General features: G+C 54.1%; 22 protein-coding genes. 13 read left to right on the top strand and 9 right to left on the bottom strand.

Annotated features, from left to right (window positions below; translation table 11 throughout):
- The first annotated feature begins 19 nt into the window (after positions 1-19).
- The 6 genes from ABFZ83_RS05885 (at position 20) to der (ending at position 7,523) form a co-directional block, all read left to right on the top strand.
- Entirely contained in the window at positions 20-850 is an 831-nt protein-coding gene (locus ABFZ83_RS05885; RefSeq protein ID WP_411818506.1) for a hypothetical protein, read from the top strand.
- A 13-nt stretch (positions 851-863) separates the two neighbouring features.
- Entirely contained in the window at positions 864-2,354 is a 1,491-nt protein-coding gene (locus tag ABFZ83_RS05880; protein ID WP_411818505.1) for an aldehyde dehydrogenase, read from the top strand.
- 19 nt (positions 2,355-2,373) lie between these two features.
- Entirely contained in the window at positions 2,374-3,711 is a 1,338-nt protein-coding gene (locus ABFZ83_RS05875) for an aminotransferase class III-fold pyridoxal phosphate-dependent enzyme (RefSeq protein WP_411818504.1), read from the top strand.
- Between the two features lie 130 nt (positions 3,712-3,841).
- On the top strand, positions 3,842-4,690 hold the full coding sequence (locus ABFZ83_RS05870; RefSeq protein ID WP_411818503.1) for a tetratricopeptide repeat protein: 849 nt from the start codon (positions 3,842-3,844) through the stop codon (positions 4,688-4,690).
- Positions 4,691-4,693: 3 nt separating this feature from the next.
- Positions 4,694-6,106: a PQQ-binding-like beta-propeller repeat protein gene (locus tag ABFZ83_RS05865; protein ID WP_411818502.1), complete on the top strand. Its 1,413-nt coding sequence runs from the start codon at positions 4,694-4,696 to the stop codon at positions 6,104-6,106.
- Positions 6,107-6,149: 43 nt separating this feature from the next.
- Complete coding sequence (gene der / locus ABFZ83_RS05860) at positions 6,150-7,523, top strand: ribosome biogenesis GTPase Der (protein WP_411818501.1); 1,374 nt, start codon at positions 6,150-6,152, stop codon at positions 7,521-7,523.
- A 1-nt stretch (position 7,524) separates the two neighbouring features.
- Here der and ABFZ83_RS05855 read toward each other — a convergent pair whose 3' ends face one another.
- Together ABFZ83_RS05855 and mnmH are read right to left on the bottom strand one after the other, a co-directional pair.
- A complete protein-coding gene (locus tag ABFZ83_RS05855) occupies positions 7,525-8,247 on the bottom strand; it encodes an SDR family NAD(P)-dependent oxidoreductase (protein WP_411818500.1) in 723 nt (240 codons plus the stop codon).
- On the bottom strand, positions 8,240-9,484 hold the full coding sequence (gene mnmH / locus ABFZ83_RS05850) for a tRNA 2-selenouridine(34) synthase MnmH (protein WP_411818499.1): 1,245 nt from the start codon (positions 9,482-9,484) through the stop codon (positions 8,240-8,242). The genes ABFZ83_RS05855 and mnmH overlap by 8 nt, the downstream gene beginning before the upstream one ends.
- Between mnmH and selD the strand changes: the two genes are divergently transcribed.
- A complete protein-coding gene (selD, locus tag ABFZ83_RS05845; RefSeq protein WP_411818498.1) occupies positions 9,408-10,448 on the top strand; it encodes a selenide, water dikinase SelD in 1,041 nt (346 codons plus the stop codon). The genes mnmH and selD overlap by 77 nt on opposite strands.
- On the opposite strand, the gene glpK is transcribed toward selD, so the two are convergent.
- Positions 10,445-11,935, bottom strand: coding sequence for a glycerol kinase GlpK (gene glpK / locus ABFZ83_RS05840; protein WP_411818497.1), 1,491 nt, complete (start codon positions 11,933-11,935; stop codon positions 10,445-10,447). The two genes, selD and glpK, sit on opposite strands and share 4 nt — an antisense overlap.
- 162 nt (positions 11,936-12,097) lie before the next feature.
- Between glpK and ABFZ83_RS05835 the strand changes: the two genes are divergently transcribed.
- Positions 12,098-12,943 (top strand): N-acyl homoserine lactonase family protein, encoded by an 846-nt coding sequence (locus ABFZ83_RS05835; RefSeq protein ID WP_411818496.1) that lies wholly within the window; start codon positions 12,098-12,100, stop codon positions 12,941-12,943.
- Here the strand turns inward: ABFZ83_RS05835 and ABFZ83_RS05830 are convergent.
- The 3 genes from ABFZ83_RS05830 to hutI all read right to left on the bottom strand — a co-directional run bounded on the left by ABFZ83_RS05830 (position 12,940) and on the right by hutI (position 16,460).
- Entirely contained in the window at positions 12,940-13,908 is a 969-nt protein-coding gene (locus ABFZ83_RS05830; RefSeq protein WP_411818495.1) for a hypothetical protein, read from the bottom strand. The two genes, ABFZ83_RS05835 and ABFZ83_RS05830, sit on opposite strands and share 4 nt — an antisense overlap.
- On the bottom strand, positions 13,908-14,852 hold the full coding sequence (locus ABFZ83_RS05825) for a diacylglycerol kinase family protein (RefSeq protein ID WP_411818494.1): 945 nt from the start codon (positions 14,850-14,852) through the stop codon (positions 13,908-13,910). Before ABFZ83_RS05825 ends, ABFZ83_RS05830 begins: the two co-directional genes overlap by 1 nt.
- Before the next feature lie 369 nt (positions 14,853-15,221).
- Positions 15,222-16,460: an imidazolonepropionase gene (gene hutI, locus ABFZ83_RS05820; RefSeq protein WP_411818493.1), complete on the bottom strand. Its 1,239-nt coding sequence runs from the start codon at positions 16,458-16,460 to the stop codon at positions 15,222-15,224.
- Positions 16,461-16,569: 109 nt separating this feature from the next.
- Here hutI and ABFZ83_RS05815 point away from each other — a divergent pair, with 109 nt between their 5' ends.
- Positions 16,570-17,553: a GIN domain-containing protein gene (locus ABFZ83_RS05815; RefSeq protein WP_411818492.1), complete on the top strand. Its 984-nt coding sequence runs from the start codon at positions 16,570-16,572 to the stop codon at positions 17,551-17,553.
- Between the two features lie 11 nt (positions 17,554-17,564).
- Here ABFZ83_RS05815 and ABFZ83_RS05810 read toward each other — a convergent pair whose 3' ends face one another.
- Positions 17,565-17,966 carry a MerR family transcriptional regulator gene (locus ABFZ83_RS05810; protein ID WP_411818491.1) on the bottom strand — a complete coding sequence of 134 codons (402 nt, stop codon included), beginning with the start codon at positions 17,964-17,966 and terminating at the stop codon, positions 17,565-17,567.
- Positions 17,967-18,009: 43 nt separating this feature from the next.
- On the opposite strand from ABFZ83_RS05810, the gene ABFZ83_RS05805 reads away from it, so the two are divergent.
- The 4 genes from ABFZ83_RS05805 (at position 18,010) to ABFZ83_RS05790 (ending at position 20,056) form a co-directional block, all read left to right on the top strand.
- Entirely contained in the window at positions 18,010-18,372 is a 363-nt protein-coding gene (locus ABFZ83_RS05805) for a mercuric transporter MerT family protein (protein ID WP_411818490.1), read from the top strand.
- Positions 18,369-18,578 (top strand): GDCCVxC domain-containing (seleno)protein, encoded by a 210-nt coding sequence (locus tag ABFZ83_RS05800; protein ID WP_411818489.1) that lies wholly within the window; start codon positions 18,369-18,371, stop codon positions 18,576-18,578. The genes ABFZ83_RS05805 and ABFZ83_RS05800 overlap by 4 nt, the downstream gene beginning before the upstream one ends.
- A gap of 127 nt (positions 18,579-18,705) precedes the next feature.
- On the top strand, positions 18,706-19,317 hold the full coding sequence (locus tag ABFZ83_RS05795) for a urate hydroxylase PuuD (RefSeq protein ID WP_411818488.1): 612 nt from the start codon (positions 18,706-18,708) through the stop codon (positions 19,315-19,317).
- Positions 19,318-19,387: 70 nt separating this feature from the next.
- Positions 19,388-20,056, top strand: a complete 669-nt coding sequence (locus ABFZ83_RS05790; protein WP_411818487.1) for a carbonic anhydrase — start codon at positions 19,388-19,390, stop codon at positions 20,054-20,056.
- 4 nt (positions 20,057-20,060) lie between these two features.
- Here ABFZ83_RS05790 and ABFZ83_RS05785 read toward each other — a convergent pair whose 3' ends face one another.
- Both ABFZ83_RS05785 and ABFZ83_RS05780 read right to left on the bottom strand, forming a co-directional pair.
- Positions 20,061-20,582 (bottom strand): GNAT family N-acetyltransferase, encoded by a 522-nt coding sequence (locus ABFZ83_RS05785; protein WP_411818486.1) that lies wholly within the window; start codon positions 20,580-20,582, stop codon positions 20,061-20,063.
- Positions 20,570-21,061: a DUF1778 domain-containing protein gene (locus ABFZ83_RS05780; RefSeq protein ID WP_411818485.1), complete on the bottom strand. Its 492-nt coding sequence runs from the start codon at positions 21,059-21,061 to the stop codon at positions 20,570-20,572. Before ABFZ83_RS05780 ends, ABFZ83_RS05785 begins: the two co-directional genes overlap by 13 nt.
- Positions 21,062-21,214: the final 153 nt, after the last annotated feature.

The following is a 21,214-nucleotide window of genomic DNA, read 5'->3' as shown; positions in this document are numbered from 1 at the left end:
GCAGTTTATTGGGTAACATATGTTTATACGCACTGGCCGATTTTTCCAGATTTTCAAATATTCCGTTTACGCCCTGTTGGCGATCAATACCGGGCATTTCTTTCTGGAAAATTTTTCGGGCAGTTCGTTCACTTATGAAAATGGCGTCGGTCTGGGTGACATCATTGTCGCCTACACAGACTCTATCGACACGGCCGCTTGGCTTGTATTGTTGATGCTCCTGGAGCTTGAAACATGGGTTCTGCCTGACGAAAAAATCAAAGGTTGGGTTGATGGCGTCATCAGCGTTGTCAGTTTCGCCTGCTGGGCAGTGATCCTTTATTCCTTTTATGGCTATATCGCGACGCTGCATGTGCCGTTCGGGTTCGATGCTTACACCGGGCCAGACCCATGTGGGCTTGTGGGAACGGGGGCATCTTTTGCGAATGCGCTTGACGATTATGAACTGCTCAATGCAACCAATTGCCAGACGCTAGTCGCGAACGCGTTTTATAATGCGGGTGATAATATGTTCACCTCGTCGGAAAATCTCAGCCTGATCAAACGGCTCGCCTGGACCGATGTGTTGAATGCCGGTCTTTGGGTTTTGATCGTCATCATTATTGAGCTTGAAATCTATCTGAAATCATCGGCGCTGATCGGTACGAAATTCTTTCTCGCCTATAAGTCGTTTAAGGCCTTGTTATATTCAATTCTCTTCGTAAATGCTGCCTATTGGTGGTATTTAGGAGAGCCATGGGATGCATGGGACGCGATGTTATGGATCGTTGCGTTTTTCTTTATCGAAATGAATATGCTCAAATGGCAAGAAGAACGGGCCGAGCTTCGCGCTCAAGGCCTAATCGAATGAAAGCAAGATAATCATGACGTTCTCAAATGGTGTGGCTGCGGCCCTTAAAAAAGTCACGATACGGACTGAGGCTTTTATTGGCGGCGAATTTACGCCTGCGCGATCGGGCGAAACATTGCCGTGCATCACGCCGATTGACGGGTCTGAGATTGCGCAGCTGAGCGCGTGTGATGCGGCGGATATTGATGCGGCCGTGCAGGCTGCGCGCGCAAGTTTTGAAAGCGGCGTCTGGAGCAAAATGCCGCCGCGCAAGCGCCGTCAGGTAATGTTGGCCTTTGCCGACAAGATCGAAGCGCATAGTGACGAACTCGCACTGCTCGAAACCCTCGATATGGGCAAGCCCATTCGCAACACGCGCAATGCGGATATTCCGCTGGTGGTTCAGACGATCCGTTATTACGCCGAAGCCATCGACAAAATTTATGACGAGCTAGGCCCGTCGCCGCATGATGCGGTCTCGATGATCGTTCGCGAACCGTTAGGTGTAGTCGGGGCGGTCACCCCGTGGAATTTTCCGTTGCTGATGGCGTCGTGGAAATTCGCGCCGGCCCTCGCGACCGGTAATTCGGTCATCATGAAACCGGCAGAACAGGCAAGCCTGACCATGCTGCGCGCAGCCGAGCTTGCGCAGGAAGCCGGCATTCCCGCCGGGGTTCTTAATGTGGTGCCCGGTGACGGTGCCAAGGCGGGCAAGGCGCTTGCGCTTCATATGGATGTTGATGCGCTCGTCTTTACCGGCTCAACCGCGGTCGGCAAATTGATCATGGGCTATGGTGCACAGAGTAATTTGAAACGTGTCGCCCTCGAATGTGGCGGCAAGAGCCCGCAAATCATCATGGAAGATTGCCCCGATTTTGACGCGGCGGCGTCTGCGGCGGCCTGGGCTGTTTTCTATGACCAAGGGCAGGTCTGCACGGCCGGCACGCGCCTATTGGTTCAGAACTCGATCAAGGATGAATTCCTCGCCAAGGTTGCGGCGGTCGCAAAAGGCCTGAAACCCGGCGATCCCCTCGATGAAAATACGCGGTTTGGCGCATTGGTCGACGAGACCCAGATGAATACGGTCCTCGGTTACATAGAGAAGGGCGGTGCCGAAGGCGCAAAACTTGTTTGTGGCGGCGAGCGCGCCTTGAGCGAAAGCGGCGGTTTCTATGTTGCGCCGACAATTTTCGACGGCGTGGACAACCAGATGACCATCGCTCAGGAGGAGATTTTCGGCCCGGTTATCTCGGCGATTGGTTTTGATGATTTCGACGATGCGATGCGCATTGCCAATGACACGGTTTATGGCCTTGCTGCGGGTATCTGGACCAGCAATCTCAACTATGCGCACAAAGCCTCAAGAACGATCCGTGCCGGGAATGTTTGGGTGAATTGCTGGGACGGCAGTGATATAACGACACCATTTGGCGGCTTTAAACAATCGGGTTTCGGGCGTGACCGATCATTACATGCGCTCGATAAATATACTGAACTAAAAACAATTTGGATGAAACTCTCCTGATAAAGACGAAAGCTATATTATGACGCAAGATAATTCCGTCGAACGGCGCAATGACTGGCTTCAATCCTATTGGATGCCATTCACCCCGAACAAAGCCTTTAAAGCGGCACCGCGCATTTATGAGCGCGCAGAGGGGCATTATTATTACACCTCTGAGGGGACAAAAATCCTCGATGCCTTTTCGGGGCTTTGGTGTTGTAATCTGGGGCACCGTCATCCGAAAATTGTCGAAGCAATCAAGACACAAGCCGAAGAGCTGGATTACGCCAATGCGTTTAATTTCGGTCATCCAAAGGTTTTTGAACTGGCGAATGTGGTTGCCGATCAATTCCCCGGTGACTTGAACCATGTGTTCTTTGTCAATTCCGGATCAGAGGCGGCGGATACGGCGCTGAAGATGGCAATTGCCTATCACCGGCTGCGCGGGGAGGGCTCGCGCACTCGTCTTATTGGTCGGGTAAACGGGTATCACGGTGTCGGCTTTGGCGGTATCTCCGTAGGCGGAATGGTCAACAACCGTAAATTCTTCGGAAGCCTTCTGCCCGGTACGGATCATTTGTCATTCCCCTATGACCCTGCGGCGCAAGCATTCACCCAGGGTGAAGCAGAGATCGACGTTGAGCCCTATATGCGCGAGCTTGAAAATGTCATTGCGCTACACGACGCATCGACAATTGCGGCTGTTATCGTAGAGCCCTTTGCGGGTTCGGGCGGTGTTTTCGTACCGCCGAAGAATTATCTCAAGCGTCTGCGCGAAGTTACAAAGAAGCACGGCATTTTGCTGATCGTGGATGAAGTCATCACCGGTTTTGGCCGTCTGGGCGCGCCGAATGCGGCGACCTATTTTGACGTAGAGCCGGACATCGTCACGGTTGCAAAGGCGATCAATAATGGTGCCGTGCCCATGGGGGCCGCGATTGTCGGTAAGCACATTTATGATGGCTTTATGGATGCGACCCCTGCGGGCGTCGAATTCTTCCATGGCTATACCTATTCGGGGCACCCATTGGCTGCGGCCGCGGGCCTGGCCGCCCAAGAGGTCTTCCGCGAAGAAGGCGTCTACGAGCATGCAGCGTCCATGGCCGATTATTTCCAAGATGCGGTTCACAGCCTCAAAGGCGAGCCGCATGTGGTCGATATCCGTAATATTGGTTTGGCCGCCGGGGTCACGGTGGAAGGCCGCGATGGCGCACCGGGCGCGCGCGGTAACGAGGTCTTCGTCAAAACCTATGAGCAGGGCGTATCCATCAGGGCCAATGGTGAACATCTGGCAATCGCGCCGATCCTGACCTCTGGCAAGGCGGAAATCGACATGATGATCGACGCCATCCGGACCGGATTGCGCGCGGCGGCATGATCTGAGGGCGATAAATCATCCTTCCGAGCGTTAAACTGCCAAATCGAGGGGCCAGCCCGCGTTGCGCGCGGGCACAAAGGCCGTTAGAACGGCTCGGCTTTATAGATAGCTAGCGGCAGGAAACGCGTCAGTGGCGAACGAAGACGAAACAATATTAAGAGAAGTGGATCAGGAACTTGCGGAGGAACGCCAATGGGCGATGTTCCGCAAACATGGTCCTGCGGTTATTGGCGCGGCGATTGCGATTGTCGTCGGCGTCGCCGGGTGGCAGGTCTGGAACCACCTCCAGACCAGCAAGGCGGAAAAGCTCGCGATTGAGTTTCTCGATGCTGTGGATACGCTCGAAGAAGACCCAACCTTGGGCCGCGCGGAACTTGAAAAGGTTGCCGAGGCAAAAGGCGGCTATGGCGCGCTGGCCTCGCTCCGTCGGGCGGGCTCCTACGCGGCGAATGGCGAGCGCTTGAAAGCGATCGAAACCTATCGCGAATTGGCCGCAAGCGATGCGCCGCGCCGGGTTCGCGAGTTGGCGCAGATCCGTGCGGGTTATCTGTCGCTGGCCGATGGGCGCGACGTCGTTATGTCAGATCTTGGCAATCTTCCCGAAGCGTCTGGCCCGTTCGGGTATCATGCGCGGGAAGTCATGGCCCTCGCAGCATTATTCGAAGAAGACTATGAGGTCGCGCTGTCGTCCTTCCGTGCACTGTCGATTGATCTTGGCGCACCCGAAGGTGTTCGTGGCCGCGCAGAAGAATTGGCAGCACTGGCGGAGGCTGCGAAATCAGGGGTGAATATTACCGGCGAAACGCGGGTCGATGATCTCCTAAAGGCGGTTGGCGAAGCGACCGCGCCAGCGGAAACCTCAGACACCGCGCCGACAGATAGCGAAAACACAGATAGCGAAAACTCTGCGGCCGAGCCTGTTGACGCGCCAGAAGATACGCCGTCAGATGACCACGCTGATCACAATCACGAAGAGTAAAATATGACAGGCATAACTTCCTCGCCCTTGCGCGCTTTATTAGTGGCTTTGGGCTTGTCTCTATTATCCGCATGTGGCTCGAACCCGATAACGGGTCTGTTTGGCGGAGATGACTCTGACGAAAATGGGGAAGCGCCAGAAGAAGATGAGCGGATTTCCATTCTCGCGCTGGATCAGGCCCTTGCGCCCGATCCGCGTTTCGCGGGCGTTACGGTCGAGGTGCCGCCGTCTTATGTAAACCAGTCATGGACGCAGCCGGGCGGTGAAGCCGACCATACGCTCCACCATTTGAGCGCGCCATTGACCATGGAAACCCTTTGGAAGGCCGATGTCGGCAAGGCGTCTGCGCGCCGTGCACGCCTCACATCACCACCCATTGTTGTCGATAACCGGGTTTTCGTTCTGGATGCTGCGGCGAATGTCACGGCGTTTGACGCAGAAACTGGCGATGAGATCTGGGAAACCGAACTCACACCAGAAATCAAAGAACGTTTCCGTTTTCGTGATTTTGTTCTCATGAGCCGGCCAAAGCCATCGCAAATCGGTTTCGGTGGCGGTGTTGCCTTTGATCAGGGCCGTATTTTTGTGACCTCGGGTTTCGGCTTTGTCGCCGCCCTTGATGCGCAAACTGGCGAAAAGCTTTGGCAGATCGAAACCACGGCACCGGCGCGGACACCACCAACGGCCTATCGCGGAAAAGTCTATCTGGCGACGAATACGAATGAATTTCTGGCACTCGATCAGGAAACCGGTGAAACCGCTTGGGCCTTTCAGTCCTTCGAAGAATCTGCGCGGTTCCTGTCATCCTCAAGCCCGGCGGCGGCTGGCGACCTTGTGGTTGCGCCGTTCTCTTCCGGTGAGCTTGTCGCCTTTATTGCCGACAATGGCCGCGCCGTATGGGATACGACCATGGTGCGCGAGACCCGTTTGACGGCGCTATCGCAGCTTAATGATATTGCCGGCAGCCCGGTGATCGACCGTGGCCTCGTTTATGTGGTCAGCCATGGCGGACGCTTTTCTGCAATCGACATTCGCTCAGGCCAGCCAGTATGGGAATTGCCGGTTGCCAGCCTTCAGATGCCTTGGGTTGCAGGCGATTTCATCTATCTGGTCTCGATCGAGGGCGAATTGATCTGCGTGTCGCGGCAGGATGGCGGCATTGTATGGGTCACCCAATTGCGCCGCTACAAGAAAGAAAAGAAGAAAAAAGGCCGGATTTCCTGGGCTGGACCGGTCCTCGCTGGCGGACAGTTGATCCTTGTTTCGACGGAAAAAGAGATCGTGCGCGTATCGCCGGAAACGGGTGAAGTCATCGAAACGGACAAGTTTGATGGTGGCTCAGTCGTCGCTCCGGTTGTCGCTGGCGAAAAAGTCTTTATCCTGACGGAGGAAGGCAAGCTTATCGCCATGCGCTAGGGCGCACGGCGGCGCTTAGAACCGCAGGACCTAATCGAACGCAATGTCAGTAAAAATCGCACTGGTCGGGCGGCCTAATGTAGGCAAGTCCACCTTGTTCAATCGTTTGGTCGGAAAGCGCCTTGCGCTTGTCGATGATACACCGGGCGTCACTCGTGACCGCCGCGAGGGCGAGGCACGTCTGGGCGATTTGTCCTTTACGGTCGTCGATACACCGGGCCTTGAAGAAGCGCCCGAAGCCGCGCTCGAAGGTCGGATGCGTAAACAAACGGACATCGCGCTGGCCGAAGCTGCCGCGTGTTTGTTCCTGATCGACGCGCGCGCTGGCGTGACGCCGCTTGATAAGACTTTCGCATCGATCCTGCGGGCGAGCGGCAAGCCGGTCATTTTGCTCGCGAACAAGGCCGAAGGCTCCGCCGGTGACGCAGGGCTTTACGATGCCTATGGGCTTGGGGTTGGTGAGCCGTTGGCGATCTCCGCTGAGCATGGCGAAGGCATGGCCGAGCTATACAATCTGCTCGAGCCATTTTTAGCGGAATGGCAGTCCGAAGAGGACGAAGAAGAGGCGGAATGGGATGACCCGTTAAAGCCGCTTCGGGTCGCAATTGTTGGTCGGCCGAATGCGGGCAAGTCAACTTTGGTCAATCATCTCATTGGCGAGAACCGACTTTTGACCGGGCCGGAAGCGGGCATTACGCGCGATTCAATTTCTGTTGAATGGAAATGGCAGGGCAAAGATCGCGATTGGCCGGTGAAATTGTTCGATACTGCCGGTATGCGCAAAAAAGCCAAGGTCCAGTCGAAACTCGAAAAGCTTTCCGTTGCCGATAGTCTGCGTGCGATCAAATTTGCCGAGGTTGTTGTTCTTTTGATGGAAGCGACGTCGCCATTTGAAAAACAGGACTTACAGATCGCCGACCTTGCGCTGCGCGAAGGGCGCGGTTTGGTGCTCGCGGTCAATAAATGGGACCTGATCGAGGATCGCGATGCGGCCATGCGATCAATGCGCGAAATGGCCGATCGGTTATTGCCGCAAGCGGTGGGTATTCCAATCGTTGCGTTTTCGGCTCTGACCGGCATGGGCACCAACCGGCTGATGCCGGCGGTCACACGGATTTACATTGACTGGAATGCGCGGGTGAAAACGCCGGAGCTGAATGACTGGCTACAGGAAGCAACCGCGCGTCACGCTCCGCCTGCGGTATCGGGCCAGCGGATAAAGCTTCGTTACATTGCGCAGACAAAGACCCGTCCGCCAACATTCGTTGCGCAATGTACGCGCGCAGAAGATCTCCCTGCGGCCTATAAGCGGTATCTGATTAACGGTATCCGGGATGCGTTCGATATTCGTGCGGTGCCGATCCGGCTAATATTGAAAAAGCCGGGCAATCCGTTCGCCAAGGAAAAGCGAAAATAAATCAGGCCTGAAAATCTTTGCGGCTTACCCGAATGGGGTCGGCTTTTTCCCGTGTCAGAACATGGTGCAGAACCGGGATGATTTCATCCGGTGACGGCAAGGTGTTCGGGTCTTCGCCGGGCATGGCGAGGGCGCGCATATCTGTCCGCATCGCGCCGGGATCGATAAGCGAAACTTCAATTTCTGTACGGATGGTTTCTTCCGCATAGGTTTCAAGCAACATCTCAAGCGCGGCTTTGGAGATCGCATAGCTACCCCAGAACGCCCGTGAGCTATTGCCGCCGACATTCGACGTCATGCCAATAACATCGGCGCGCTTGGCGCGGCGCAATAATGGGTCTAGTGCCCGGATCAGGCGCCAATTGGCCGTGACGTTCAAATCGAGCGTGTGATTCCAGACTTTCGGATCAATATCGGGGAGGGGCGCTAATTCGCCCAAAACCGCGGCGTTCAAGATCAGGATATCAAGCGCCTCGAACCGGCCAGTCAGCGCTTCTGCCAAGCGCTCAATCCCATCCCCTTCGACCAGGTCGAGCGGGATCAAAGAGGCTGTGCCGCCTGCTTCGCGCACAGCGTCATCAAGCTCTTCAAGCGCGCCGGGGGTTCGCGCCAATGCAAGAACATGCGCACCCGCTTTCGCGAGCGATAAAGCCATTGAACGGCCCAGTCCGCGCGATGCGCCGGTGACGAGGGCGGTTTTTCCGGTGAGATCGAGGTCAGCCATGGAAATCTTCCTTATTTTCCGCCTTGGATAGAACCAAAGCGATCTCTTTCGCAACCGTTTCAAAGGTCGCGGTTGAAAGATCAGGCAAAGAAATTTGCGCGAGCGTTGGGGATTTGTCCTTTTTCCGGCTGCGCCCATAGAGTGGGTCATAATGCGCTTCGATCAAGGCAGCCGCCAGCGTGCGGTAATCTTTTGCCTCGGCGAGGGCCATCCAATCCGCCAGCGCGTCTTTCGGATGGAAAGGGCGCAGCCGAGACAATGCCGCGTCAACCAGACGTTGATCGCTTGTGATATCCGCATAAGCATTCATCAGATAGTCAACGCGTGCGGGCACTGGGGCTGTCAGGGAGATACGCGGCGCGCGGCGCATTGCGTTCCAGATCCGTTTGGGGATTTCACATCGGCCAATCCGGTTTGATTCTGCTTCGAGCAAGATCGGTCTGGAAAGATCATGATGCTGAAGATCGAACCATAACAGGGATTCAAAATATTTCTGATGCGGTTGCGGCGTGCCGGAATAACCGCCAAAGACAGACCCCCGATGATTGGCCCGCGCTTCGAGATCAATGGTCTGTACGCCCGTCAATGTCCGTAAAATATCGGATTTCGCGGTTCCGGTTTGTCCGTCTAGCAAGATGAGCGGAAGATCGTCATCTGAATCGCGAAGCCCCGCGACGACGCTGCGCCGCCATGTTTTGTAACCGCCTCTTAAAAGGCCGGTCCGCCACCCGACCTGCGTCAGGATCGTGGCCATGGCGTTTGATCGCATGCCCCCGCGCCAGCAATAAATCAATGGATGAAATTTTGCCGGTTTGTCACTAAGGGCGGTCTCCAGGTGGTGCGCAACATTTTTGGCCACATAGCCAGCGCCGATCCGCCGGGCTTTGAACCGCGAAACCTGTTTATAGATCGTGCCCACTTCGGCCCGCTGCGCATCATCAAGAACCGGCAGGTTGATTGCGCCGGGTATGTGGTCCTCGGCAAACTCGGCGGGGGAGCGAACATCAATAATGGCGTCGAACTGCGCGAGCGTCTCAAGCGAGGTCTCGGTGATATGATGAATTGCAGCAGTAATTATGGGGCCTTTCCGAATTCCGCCTTGTTTGTATAGGCAAAAAGATGTTCTAGAATCTTCTGGCCAATGGGCAAGGAGAGATATTTTGTCAGTGCGTGAAAACGAACCGCGATTAACCAGTTTGGCCCATGGGGGCGGGTGCGGCTGTAAGATTGCGCCCAATGTTCTGCGGGAGATTTTGGGCGCTGCCCCGGTCAATTCGGCCTATGAGGCGTTAATGGTCGATGCGGCGACTAGCGATGATGCCGCAGTTTACAAGATCTCGGACGAGGTGGCGCTGATCGCCACCACCGATTTTTTCATGCCGATTGTCGATGACCCGTTTGAGTTTGGCCGGATCGCCGCAACAAATGCCCTGTCTGATGTTTATGCCATGGGCGGGCGACCCATCTTTTCATTGGCGATTGTCGGTATGCCAATCGGTAAGATGTCCACCGAAACGATCCGGAAAATTCTCGATGGTGGCCGCGCGGTGAGCGAGGCGGCCGGCGCACCGGTGGCGGGCGGTCATTCGATCGACTCCGCTGAACCGATTTATGGTTTGGTGGCGATGGGGCTTGCCCATCCAGATCGTATCTTGCGCAATGCGAATACAAAACCGGGGGATGTTCTTATTCTGGGTAAGCCCTTGGGTGTCGGGATTTTCAGCGCGGCCCTGAAACGTGAAATTCTGAGCCCGTCCGGTTATGACGCGATGATTCAATCAACGACCTTGCTCAATCGTCCGGGGGCGGACCTTGCGCAAATTGATGGCGTGCATGCGATAACCGACGTGACCGGTTTTGGTCTTTTGGGGCATCTCACCGAGATGTGCAAAGGCAGTAGTGTTGCCGCAGAAATCGATCAAAACGCCGTGCCGATTTTCGACGAGGCGAAGACGCTTTTGGCGGATGGAGTCAAAACCGGCGCAAGTGGTCGCAATTGGGAAAGCATAAAAGACTGGGTCGATGCCCCGGCTGAATTGCGAGATATGCTGACCGATCCACAGACCAGCGGTGGTCTATTGGTGTCTTGCCACCCTGACAGCGCAGCCGAAGTCATAGAGACCTTCAAGCAGCATGGTCACACGCAGGCATGCGTTATTGGCGAGGTCCGCGAGGGAAGCCCGTTTATTCAGGTTCGCTAGGCCAATGTCCGCCTGAGGGCATCGGCCCAACCGGTCAAATTATGATGGCGTTCTTTTGGGGCCATGGCCGGTTGGAAACGCGCATCCAGCCGCCAGCGTTCGGCGATGTCGTCTATGCTTTCGAAAATGCCGACCTTGAGCGCCGCAAGATAGGCCGCGCCAAGCGCCGTTGTCTCCAGTATTTTTGGCCGCTCGACCGGCAGATCCAAAATGTCCGCAAGGAATTGCATGGTCCAATCATTGGCGACCATGCCGCCATCAACGCGCAAGGTTTTGGTCTCTGCGCCGTCGCGGGCAATTGCGTCCATAAGGTCCGCAGTCTGATAAACAACGCTTTCGAGGGCAGCCCGGGCGAGTTCTGCTTTGCCCGATCCGCGTGTCAGACCGGAAATCAGCCCGCGGGCACCCGGTGACCAATGGGGCGCACCAAGCCCGGTAAAGGCGGGCACAAGATAGACCCCGTTATTGCTTTCAATACTTTCCGCGAGCGCAGCGGTCTCTCCGGCAGATTTGATCAGCCCCAGCTCATCGCGCAACCATTGAATTGCGGCACCTGCAATGAAGATCGACCCTTCTAATGCGTAAGTTGTCTCACCATCGAGGCGGCAGGCAATGGTCGATAAAAGTTTGTTACGGGAATGAAGAACTTTTTTGCCCGTATGAACAAGAACGAAACAGCCGGTACCATAGGTGCTTTTAATGTCACCCGGTTCAAAACAGGCCTGACCGAAAGCTGCCGCCTGTTGATCGCCCGCGACGCCGCAAATCGGAATTGGGCGGCCAAAAAGTTCGGGATCAGTGACGCCATAATCATCGGCGCAATCGCGCACCGAGGGCATCATTTCAATCGGTACACGGAATTTGTCGAGCAGGCCTTTGTCCCAGCGGTTTTCATGAATGTTATAAAGGCTGGTGCGGCTGGCATTGGTTGCGTCTGTTGCGTGGGTTTCACCGCCGGTCAGGCGACAGATCAAAAAACTATCAACGGTACCAAAGGCAATTTCGCCTTTCTCGGCGCGTTCTCGTGCGCCATCAACATGGTCGAGAATCCACGCGGCTTTGGTCGCAGAAAAATAAGGATCAAGCAAAAGACCGGTGCGCGCCGTCACATGGTCTTCAAAGCCGTCCTCGCGCAGCTTTGCACAAATATCTGCGGTGCGCCGGTCCTGCCAGACAATCGCATTGTAAAGCGCCTTGCCGGTCTTCCGGTCCCACAGGATCGTCGTTTCCCGTTGGTTGGTAACACCAATGGCGACAACTTCACCGCCATTATCTTCGGCGAGTTTCAGCGCCTCTTGCGCCGTTTCGAGTGTCGTTCGCCAAATATCTTCGGGGTCATGTTCGACCCAACCGTCATTCGGATAGTGCTGCGGAAATTCCGCTTGGGATTGTGCGATAATTTTTCCCGATGGATCAAAAACAATGGCGCGGCTTGATGTCGTGCCTTGATCGATTGCGAGAATATAAGGGGGGTGGGTTTCACTCATAGCGCTCATCTTCTCGTGTTCGTTTTCGATAGTTTAACGTGAACGACGCGGTGCCATAACCCCTAAATGTCAGTGTGAAAAATTTGAGACAATTGTTCAATGCGGTTCTCTATATTTAGAAATACTGATATTCAAAACGCCCAATTTCCCCGGAGAGGTAGTATGAAGTATCTATTTGGTTTGTCATTTCTCGCTTTGGTAGCCTGCGGACAGAACGCAGACGTTACGCAATCACAATCAGCGGGCCTTAGGCTTTATACGCTTGATTGCGGTCAGGTCATGATCAATGACTTATCGATTTTTACGCAAGGCAGCGAGTTTGATGATCGCACAAAATTAGCGCCAGCATCGTGTTATCTTATCCGTCACCCTAAAGGCGACTTGATGTGGGATACCGGTCTGCCAAATGCATTAAACGAAATTGAGGGTGGCGTAACGAATGAGCCGTTTCATGTTTCGTTGCCAGTAACAATCAGCACCCAGCTCGAAATGATTGATATGTCGATCGACGATGTCGAATATCTTGCGCTTTCGCATTCACATTTTGATCATGCTGGCGGTGCCGGCCAATTTGCCGAATCTACCTTTATCGTTCACGAGAAAGAGCGCGAATTCATGTTCCGTGACGAAGCCCGCGCGGATGAAGATGGCTTTGCGGCCTATAGCGCATTGGAAGATGCCGAAACTATCGAATTTACCAGCGATTATGATGTCTTTGGCGATGGCAGCGTAATGATCTTGTCGATGCCGGGGCATACGCCGGGGCATACGGTGTTGAAGGTAGATCTTGAGAATGAAGGTCCGGTGCTCTTGGTAGGCGATCTCTATCACTTTCATGAATCGCGCGAAAACCGCTACGTCCCGAAATTCAATACCGATGTGGAGGACACCTTAGCCTCGATGGATCGGTTTGAAGACCTCGCGCAAAAGATTGACGCGCGCGTGGTCATTCAACATTCGATGGAAGATTTCAAATCGCTTCCTGAATTTCCGGCTTATCTCGATTAGGTGTTTTTTTGTTTGGCGCGGAGACGGTAATAACGCAATCCCGCGCCGGGCGCACCTAAGAGCGGATGTTTACGCTCCCATTCGGTCACGCCAATATCGATGCCGGAATGGCGTTTGATCTTCCAGGCGATATAGTCGATCCCGCCATTAAAGGTCTGTGTACCCTTTAAAAGGCGCGCAACCGAAAGGCCGGCACCGGCCATAGCCCGCATTCGCCAAGACAGGTCCGCCGGTTTTGGAGTTTCGCCAATGGTAATTTTGTCATTTTCTTTGGTGACCGAATAGCCCGCCGCACGCAGCGCAGGGGCCGTAACCGTCGCGGCCCAATCCCCATAGCTTTCGATCAGTTTGCCGGCGCGGTCAGAATCTTCGGCTCTTAATTCAGCCTTGTAGGAGGCATTAAGCCCCGCAAGCCATAATTCTTTTGCGGTGAATGATTTTCCGACAAGTCCCACAGCATTGGCGCAAAAGCTGATGATTGATTGCGCTAACGCATTTTCCAACCGGTCGTGCATTTGATTGTTGGGATCATAGATGCGGCACGGTTGCGCAAAACGCGCCCAGAAATAGGAATGAAAGGTTTTTGTACTGACGAGTCTTTCAAAATGATCAATCGTCAATACCGCATATTTTGCCCGAAGCGTGCCGTCAGGTGAGGGCGTCTCAAAATAGAATACATTGGGCGGCATGATTTTATTGGCGAGGCCAAGCATGCCTGACGCGTAGAGCGCGTCATATGACGGCCCGATGATATAGAAATCGAAAATGATATTGGTCGGGTCTTCGTGGCTGCTGACGCTTGCGCCCGATCCGTAAAATAGCGCCGCAGACGTCGGGAATTTCTCTAGGAGCGCATCAAGCAGATGCTTTGCGGCATCGCTCATGGGCGGCGCAGAAACCTGAGCTATGCGCGCGCGAAGTGATGATACCGGATCATCATGTTCCGTGGGATTTGCTGCTGTCATCAGGTGAGGAAGGCAGCTTTTTCAGAAACTTTGAGGATCAGATCTTCTTCCGGGTTGGTATGGAAGATCTCGCCGTCAAAGACCACGGGCCCGTCAAAGCGCAACCGCATCTCATGGCTTTTCCAGCTATGATAGCCGCTGTCCGATAGCCAAGGCACCTTCCGCCCGGCGATCACATTGATTGCTGCCCGCAAAAAGCGCTTACGCGGATAATCCATCGCCATGACATGCATGGGCTCGTCGCCTTCCCCCCAGAACGGGAATATCCCGGCGGAAAGACGGTTAAGCGTTGTAAGAAGCAACATCGAAAGATCGCGGTCTTGCAATTCTCCGTGCTCGTCGCGAATCTGTGTCACCAATGGTGTGGGGCCACCGGAATTATCAAAGGCGGTTTTGAGGATGAATCCCGCAGTCGTAAGCGCGACGGCGAGCGAACTTTTCGCGCCCATTTTCTGGACGTTCTGCCGACTGAAATGCACTGCCGTATGGAACAAACCCGCGCCGAGAAAGAAACCATAGATCGGGTCCTGGCGCTCAGAAAGCTGCATACCGATCAATGGGCGTTCCACGCGATTGACCTCGCCGCGATTGCGCCGCCACAAGAAATTGTCGAGCGATGTCGCGGGCGGGCCCTGTAGGCCACAATCATTCGCAATCACATTGGTCATGCCGCAGGGGAGTGCAACATAATTGTGCTGACGATCGAAACGCCGACGATTGATCGCATTGGTGATTGTCGCCTGCATCGTGCCGTCACCGCCACATAAAATCAGCGTATCGGAATCGCCTTTTTCAATGTCGTCGAGCGCAGGCACCAGATCTTCGAATTGGTCGAGAACATAGGGTCGAATATTCGTATGTTGCTTTGATACGTAAAGCAGATCATCGGCGAGCATCGCACTGCGTGTACTTTTTGAATTTATTATCATCGATGCAGTAGACATCGTACACATCCCGTCTTCGCCTGATGGCCATTCGCCGCCAGACCGTCACTTTTATTTGTTTGAGGCAGTAGCCATGTCTGCACCAACACCAGTCATGGCGAGATCGCGCAGCCTATATTGCTTTGCCCCGACAGCCCAAAAATTTGAGCCCATGTAACCAGCTAAGTTGTCACATTTCGGACATATTTATCCACCGAAACCCGCAACTTAGCAATCGCCATTTAGGTAAGGTCGAAGGAAATAACAGCTCTCTGTAATTCACGTTCCGTTTAAGCGCACAAGGTGCGGTCCGCTTTCGGAATTCGAGAATCCTATAACGCGCGAAGAATGAAAATCCGGCCCGCGCGGCGCGAAAAGGTTTCTGGCACGCTAGCGAGCATCAGAAAAATCCCGCATTTTCAATAAATTATGTCCAATGTGATAGGCCAGCGACGATGGATGCTGCGTATCCCAAATCGCCAGATCTGCGCGTAAGCCGGGCTTCAAGACACCGCAATCGGTAAGCCCCAAGGCCCGCGCCCCATTGCGGGTTACCCCGGCGAGCGCTTCTTCGGGGGTCATTTGAAATAATGTGCAACACATATTCATGGCCAACAGTAACGAGGTCATTGGCGATGTGCCGGGATTGCAGTCGGTGGCGACGGCCATCTCGACCCCGGCCGCGCGCAGGGCCGCAATCGGCGGCAGCTTGGTCTCGCGCAAATAATAGAACGCGCCGGGCAGCATGACGGCGACCGTTCCGGCTTCCGCGAGGGCCTGCGCATCACCGGGGGAGAGATACTCAAGATGGTCAGCGGACAAACCGCGATGCTGGGCCACCAGCCGCGCGCCGCCCAGATCCGATAATTGTTCCGCATGAAGCTTTACGGGCAGGCCGAGGTCTTGGGCGACGGTGAAGACCCGTTCAATTTGCGCCGGTGAAAAGCCAATCCCTTCGCAAAAACCATCGACCGCATCGGCCAGCCCCTCTGCCGCGGCGGCCGGCAATATCTCGTTACAGACTAGGTCGATATAACCGTCGGCATTGCCGGTGAATTCGGGCGGAACCGCATGGGCCGCGAGTAAGGTTGTCTGCACTCTAATGAAGCGTTCACGCTCAAGCCGTTTGGCGGCGCGAAGCATTTTCAGCTCATCGGTGACGGTCAATCCGTAACCGGATTTAATCTCGATGGTCGTCACGCCTTCGCCAATAAACGCATCAAGGCGTTGTAATGCGGTTTCAACGAGCAAGTCCTCGCTTGCGTCGCGAGTGGCGCGCACGGTCGAGACTATGCCGCCACCAGCGCGGGCAATTTCTTCATAGCTTTTGCCCAGTAGGCGCGCCTCAAACTCTCCGGCGCGATCACCGCCGAAAATAAGATGCGTGTGACAGTCAATAAGCCCCGGCGTGATCAAATCGCCCTCAAGGTCGATGACCTCGCGCGCCAGTCCGCCGGGCTGGTCAGGCAGCGACGCCATAGGACCGGCGAAGCAAATGATGCCGTTTTCAATCCCTAATGCGCCATGTTCGATCAGGCCATAAGGCGCATCACCATCCATCGTGGCGAGCGCCGCGTTTATATAGATTTTATCCCACATCAGTTCAGTGTATCCTTGTTCGGCGGCCATTGAAAAGCGCCGCGCGGCGGCGCGAACAAAGGCTCCGGCGCGGTTTTTGCTGATGGTAATCTGCCGGTGTCAGATGCGCCGGTTAGGGGAACGAAAACCAGGTGACGCCATGCTTAATGGAAATTTGAAACAAACCACTGTCCGCCAGTTATTTAGCCGCATTGCGGCCATGGGCGCAGGATTGGCCGCTTTATCAAGTGTCTCAAATGCGGAAACCTTTACCGCTGCCGATGTTTCATTCCGGGACGTCACGGGGACAATCGAAGTTAAAACCACAAGTGGCGACGAGATCGATGTCGAGATCCGTCAGGGCAAGACCTATCGGCAGATCACTGTCGAGGAAAAAGATGGCCTGGTCATTATTTCCGGTGAGCGCTGGAAAGAAGACGAAGGCACTGATTGTTGTAATACCCGCATCAACCGCCAGTTCATTCCCCGTGATGGGCGTGAGCTGACAACCGGTGAGCCACTTGATGAAGGCATGTTCGCAGACTATCCGACCATCGAAATTTCCGTTCCCTATGAGGGGAATGTTGAGTTTGTTGACGCACGGATCAAACTCGCGATGGAACGCTTAGGCGGCGCGCTGAAGCTCGATGCGTGTTATGTTTATGGCGAAACAAGCGATGTAGACGAGGCCGTTATTGGCGTTGTTCACGGCTCGCGGCTTGTTATGGGAAGTGTAAAATCGGGGCTCGAAATTGATGTGTCCGGTGATGCGGATGTGCGCGTTGCTGATGCGTCTATGGTTGATGTTGATATAGCGGGGCCGGGGGATGTCGTTCTGGGGGATATTGACGGCATGCTCGATGTATCGATTGCCGGTTCGGGGCTCGTACGCGCAACGCGTGTGGATGGCCCGATGACTGCCCGCATCGCGGGTTCTGGCGCGGTGCTGGTCAAGGCCGGTCATGCCGACAAGTTAAAAGCGATTGTTGACGGTTCTGGCGGGGTTTTCTTTGGCGGACGGGTGACACAGCCTGACCTTCGCCTTAATGGCTCAGCGGAAGTCCGTATGGATAGTGTCAATGGGCGGATTAACCGCTCTGGCTCAGGCAGTGTCTTTGTTGGTGGCGAGAAAGTCGCCAAATAACCCAACCGAGGTTAAGCTCGGGAAAGCGCGTCAATCATTGGGCAGGGAGCGTTATCATTTGTTTTGCATTGATCAGCTAACGCAACCAATTTTTTCTCCAATTTCCGCAAATCACGGATACGGGTCTTTATAGACGTGATTTGGTCTGTCGCAATTTTGTAAACGATATCGCAGGCGAACGGATCATCGCCAATACTAAGTAACGTCCGAATTTCATCCAAAGAGAACCCGAGTTCACGACAGCGGCGAATGAATGTGAGTCGGTCAGTTTCAAGCTGATCATATAGCCGATGACCACCGGGAGAACGATTGGGTTTGGGCATGATTCCAACTTTCTCGTAATATCTTATAGTTTCAATGTTGACCCCGGTAGAGGTACTTAATCGCCCAATCGTGATTTGTTCGCCAGACATTCGGTCTTGAACCTGTAGTTACTACAGATAGTAGTATCACCAAATGAAAAAAAATATCGAGTCTGAAAAAACAAAAATATCCGGTAGTCTTTTCGCCAGCGGTGGTGTCATAGCTTCGATTTTTGCGGTTATCGGGGCATCGTGCTGTATACTACCTCTCGTTCTAATCAATTTGGGAATAAGCGTCGCCGTTGTCGGTAACTTGGCCCTAATGTCGGCGGCAAGGCCTTATTTCATTTTGAGTGCTCTCGGGTTGGTGGTGTTAAGCTTTATCGCGGCATACCGCCACGGAAATCGCCCACGTGGCGTAATGATTGGTTTACTGATATTGGCGAGTTTTTTTATAGTATTCGCGAGTATCCTTCCGTTCTTTGAACCAAGCATCGTTAAATGGATAAGTTCATGACGACCGGAATTGAGTTGAAATCAACAATAACTTGTCCTGAATGCGGGCATAAATCATTGAATGAAATGCCCATTGATGCATGCCAGTATTTTTACGATTGTGAAGGATGCGGAGCGATATTAAAACCGATAGAGGGGGATTGCTGCGTCTATTGCTCCTTCGGAGATGTTAAATGCCCGCCGATTCAAGAGGGCAGGTCTTGTTAGAGAGACATCCTTTGCTTGCCTAATGTTTCCGATTCAGGGTTAAATGTATAAAAGTCCGGGTATCCGCTATGGTGCCCGGACAATGTTGCGTTTCAACGATAAACAGAATTGAACAGGAGACGGAACAATGGCGGGCATTCTTACCAATTTGCGCAATGCGGTGATTACGGGCTTTGTCCTCGCAATCATTTTAGCGATTGTCTATATGGCAATGGGCGGTGCATTTGATGCCAATTACACTCGGTTTTTCTTTCGCTGGCTTCATGTCCTATCCGGGGTAATGTGGATTGGCTTGCTCTGGTATTTTAACTTTGTGCAAATTCCCATGATGCCATCTATCCCCGATGATCAGAAACCAGCCGTCGGGAAGCATATCGCGCCCAAGGCGCTGTGGTGGTTTCGTTGGGGCGCAATGGGAACAATCGTAACCGGGCTAATTCTTGCGCTGTTGAACGGCTATATCGTCAATGTGCTGACGATTGGCGCGGTGGACGGCTTCGCCAACCGCAATCATGTCATTCTTGGTATCGGCATGTGGATGGGCATCATCATGTGGTTCAATGTCTGGTTCGTAATTTGGCCGAACCAGCAAAAAGCCCTCAATATCGGGAATAAATATCCCGACCTTGCGGCGGACGCGAAAGCTGCATCGGCGCGGACGGCGATGCTCTTTTCACGGACGAACACGGTTCTGTCGATCCCCATGCTTTTCGGCATGGTCGGCGCACAGAACCTCTAATTCTGGTGGGCTGTCATTGACAAAATGACAGCCCCATATCAAAGGGGGGAGAAACAGTCAGGAGTTTCCCATGCCCCGTTTTGCTGCCGGTGTTGTTCGCTTTCAAAACGAAGTCTTTCCCGAAAAGCGGGCGCTGTTTGAAAAACTGGCCGAAGGGCAAACACCGGAAGCGTTATTTATCACCTGTTCGGACTCGCGGATCGAAACCGCGATGATAACCCAAACCGAACCGGGCGAATTATTCATCGTCAGAAATGCCGGCAATATCGTCCCCCCGCATATGACCAATGCCGGGGGGATTACGGCGTCGATTGAGTTCGCCGCCGCTGCGTTGAATGTCCCCCATGTGGTGGTGTGCGGTCACACAAATTGTGGCGCTATGGCGGCGTTGATGCGGCCTTCGCTATCGGCGGACTTGCCCCATATCCGCCAATGGCTGGGCTATGCCGCCGCGGCGCTCGATCATGTACGGGTCAAAGGTGAGGGGCTTGATGACGAAGCGCGCCTTGCCATGCTCACAGAGCAAAATGTGGTTTTGCAATTACAGCATTTGAAAACCCACCCGGCGATTGCACGGCGGCTCGCCAAGGGCGATCTGCAACTTCATGGCTGGGTTTATGACATTAAATCCGGCGGCGTCGATGCCTATGACGAAGCCAGCGGTAAATTCCAACCGGTCGATATTCGCTATGCCGCCGAAATGGCCGCCCTCGCAACGAATGACGGCTGTGGGAAATGACCGCCTAACGCCGTAATAGCGCGGCAACGGCGTCGAGTGGCAACATCAGCGTTCTTGGCTGAATGGGCGATTCAAGAAAGTTAAAACGTCTATAAAAGGCCGCTGCCGCATCATCGATTGCGTGAACAAGGATCGCGCGGATGCCGATTTCCTTAGAAGCTCTTACGGAGCGCAATAATGCATCCCGCAATAAATCAGCGCCCAAACCTTTGCCATGGTGCGCCTTATCAACGGCAAGCCGGCCAAGCACAATGACCGGTATCGGATCAACGGAATTGCGGCTTAGTTTTTTTGCGGCGCTTGACCGGTCGATCGATCCTGCGGCCAGAGAATAATAACCGATGACCATATCGTGTTGCTGGATGACAAAAGTTTGGCTTGTCCGATTGTTATTGGCGAGGGCGCGTTTATTGAGCCAGCTATTCAGCGACTCAATTCCGCAATCGAAATCACGAACATCATGCGCCGAAGTCATTCTCTCCGGCGCGGCAATGATGTCGGATTGATCTGGGTCTATCGTTCCCATGCCGGTTTTTTAGCCAGCAGATTTTCCAGATTGGCAGTTTCGGGAAGAGGGGCGGCAAGCGCTGCTTCAAAGGCGTGAAACTGATCCTCCTCCAAAGCGAACAAGCGCCGATCCAAAAGCGCGTCTTCGGCCGCAGTAGAGGCGGCTTTAAGCATAAATTCGGTGCGTGAGATGTGGAGGAGTGCAGCGGCCTCGTCGATCTTATCGCGCACGACTTTGGGCGCGCGGAGCTGGATTTTCACCGCGTCGCTGGATTCTGTCTGTTGCTTTTCGTCGGCCGATAGCATGGTTGCCTTCCATTTGTATGGACATTGTCCATGCTCTAGAATGATGATTTGTATGGACGATGTCAATACAATCGACACCAAACCCGCATTTGGTGGATAGATATCCCCCTGTTTCCGGGCGGCCTTATAGTGCTTCTCGCGCTGGATAGGGCCGAAACCACAGGCGGCGGTAGGACACCCCGCAACACCCATCTTTGGCTCATCACGGCGTCAGGCACCGGCGGGCATTGCCCGGCTGGGGTCGGCTCTTTGACATCGTGAATCTCCTGGGGGATTCGCCCGGTTGGTGGGTCTTGAATAGAATGGTCTAAATATGTATATTTAGTCCATAAATAGACCGATTGA

The sequence above is a fragment of the Hyphococcus formosus genome, assembly GCF_046736345.1.
Taxonomy (GTDB): Bacteria; Pseudomonadota; Alphaproteobacteria; order Caulobacterales; family Parvularculaceae; genus Hyphococcus; species Hyphococcus formosus.
This window is presented reverse-complemented; position numbering and strand designations above follow the sequence as displayed.

Excerpts from the sequence above, each read along its gene's own strand:
- ABFZ83_RS05885 (WP_411818506.1), top strand. The coding sequence starts at position 20 with ATGTTTATACGCACTGGCCGATTTTTCCAGATTTTCAAATATTCCGTT.
- ABFZ83_RS05880 (WP_411818505.1), top strand. The coding sequence starts at position 864 with ATGACGTTCTCAAATGGTGTGGCTGCGGCCCTTAAAAAAGTCACGATA.
- ABFZ83_RS05875 (WP_411818504.1), top strand. The coding sequence starts at position 2,374 with ATGACGCAAGATAATTCCGTCGAACGGCGCAATGACTGGCTTCAATCC.
- ABFZ83_RS05865 (WP_411818502.1), top strand. The coding sequence starts at position 4,694 with ATGACAGGCATAACTTCCTCGCCCTTGCGCGCTTTATTAGTGGCTTTG.
- der (WP_411818501.1), top strand. The coding sequence starts at position 6,150 with ATGTCAGTAAAAATCGCACTGGTCGGGCGGCCTAATGTAGGCAAGTCC.
- ABFZ83_RS05855 (WP_411818500.1), bottom strand. The coding sequence starts at position 8,247 with ATGGCTGACCTCGATCTCACCGGAAAAACCGCCCTCGTCACCGGCGCA.
- glpK (WP_411818497.1), bottom strand. The coding sequence starts at position 11,935 with ATGAGTGAAACCCACCCCCCTTATATTCTCGCAATCGATCAAGGCACG.
- ABFZ83_RS05835 (WP_411818496.1), top strand. The coding sequence starts at position 12,098 with ATGAAGTATCTATTTGGTTTGTCATTTCTCGCTTTGGTAGCCTGCGGA.
- ABFZ83_RS05830 (WP_411818495.1), bottom strand. The coding sequence starts at position 13,908 with ATGACAGCAGCAAATCCCACGGAACATGATGATCCGGTATCATCACTT.
- ABFZ83_RS05825 (WP_411818494.1), bottom strand. The coding sequence starts at position 14,852 with ATGTCTACTGCATCGATGATAATAAATTCAAAAAGTACACGCAGTGCG.
- hutI (WP_411818493.1), bottom strand. The coding sequence starts at position 16,460 with ATGGCCGCCGAACAAGGATACACTGAACTGATGTGGGATAAAATCTAT.
- ABFZ83_RS05815 (WP_411818492.1), top strand. The coding sequence starts at position 16,570 with ATGCTTAATGGAAATTTGAAACAAACCACTGTCCGCCAGTTATTTAGC.
- ABFZ83_RS05810 (WP_411818491.1), bottom strand. The coding sequence starts at position 17,966 with ATGTCTGGCGAACAAATCACGATTGGGCGATTAAGTACCTCTACCGGG.
- ABFZ83_RS05805 (WP_411818490.1), top strand. The coding sequence starts at position 18,010 with ATGAAAAAAAATATCGAGTCTGAAAAAACAAAAATATCCGGTAGTCTT.
- ABFZ83_RS05800 (WP_411818489.1), top strand. The coding sequence starts at position 18,369 with ATGACGACCGGAATTGAGTTGAAATCAACAATAACTTGTCCTGAATGC.
- ABFZ83_RS05795 (WP_411818488.1), top strand. The coding sequence starts at position 18,706 with ATGGCGGGCATTCTTACCAATTTGCGCAATGCGGTGATTACGGGCTTT.
- ABFZ83_RS05790 (WP_411818487.1), top strand. The coding sequence starts at position 19,388 with ATGCCCCGTTTTGCTGCCGGTGTTGTTCGCTTTCAAAACGAAGTCTTT.
- ABFZ83_RS05785 (WP_411818486.1), bottom strand. The coding sequence starts at position 20,582 with ATGGGAACGATAGACCCAGATCAATCCGACATCATTGCCGCGCCGGAG.
- ABFZ83_RS05780 (WP_411818485.1), bottom strand. The coding sequence starts at position 21,061 with ATGGGTGTTGCGGGGTGTCCTACCGCCGCCTGTGGTTTCGGCCCTATC.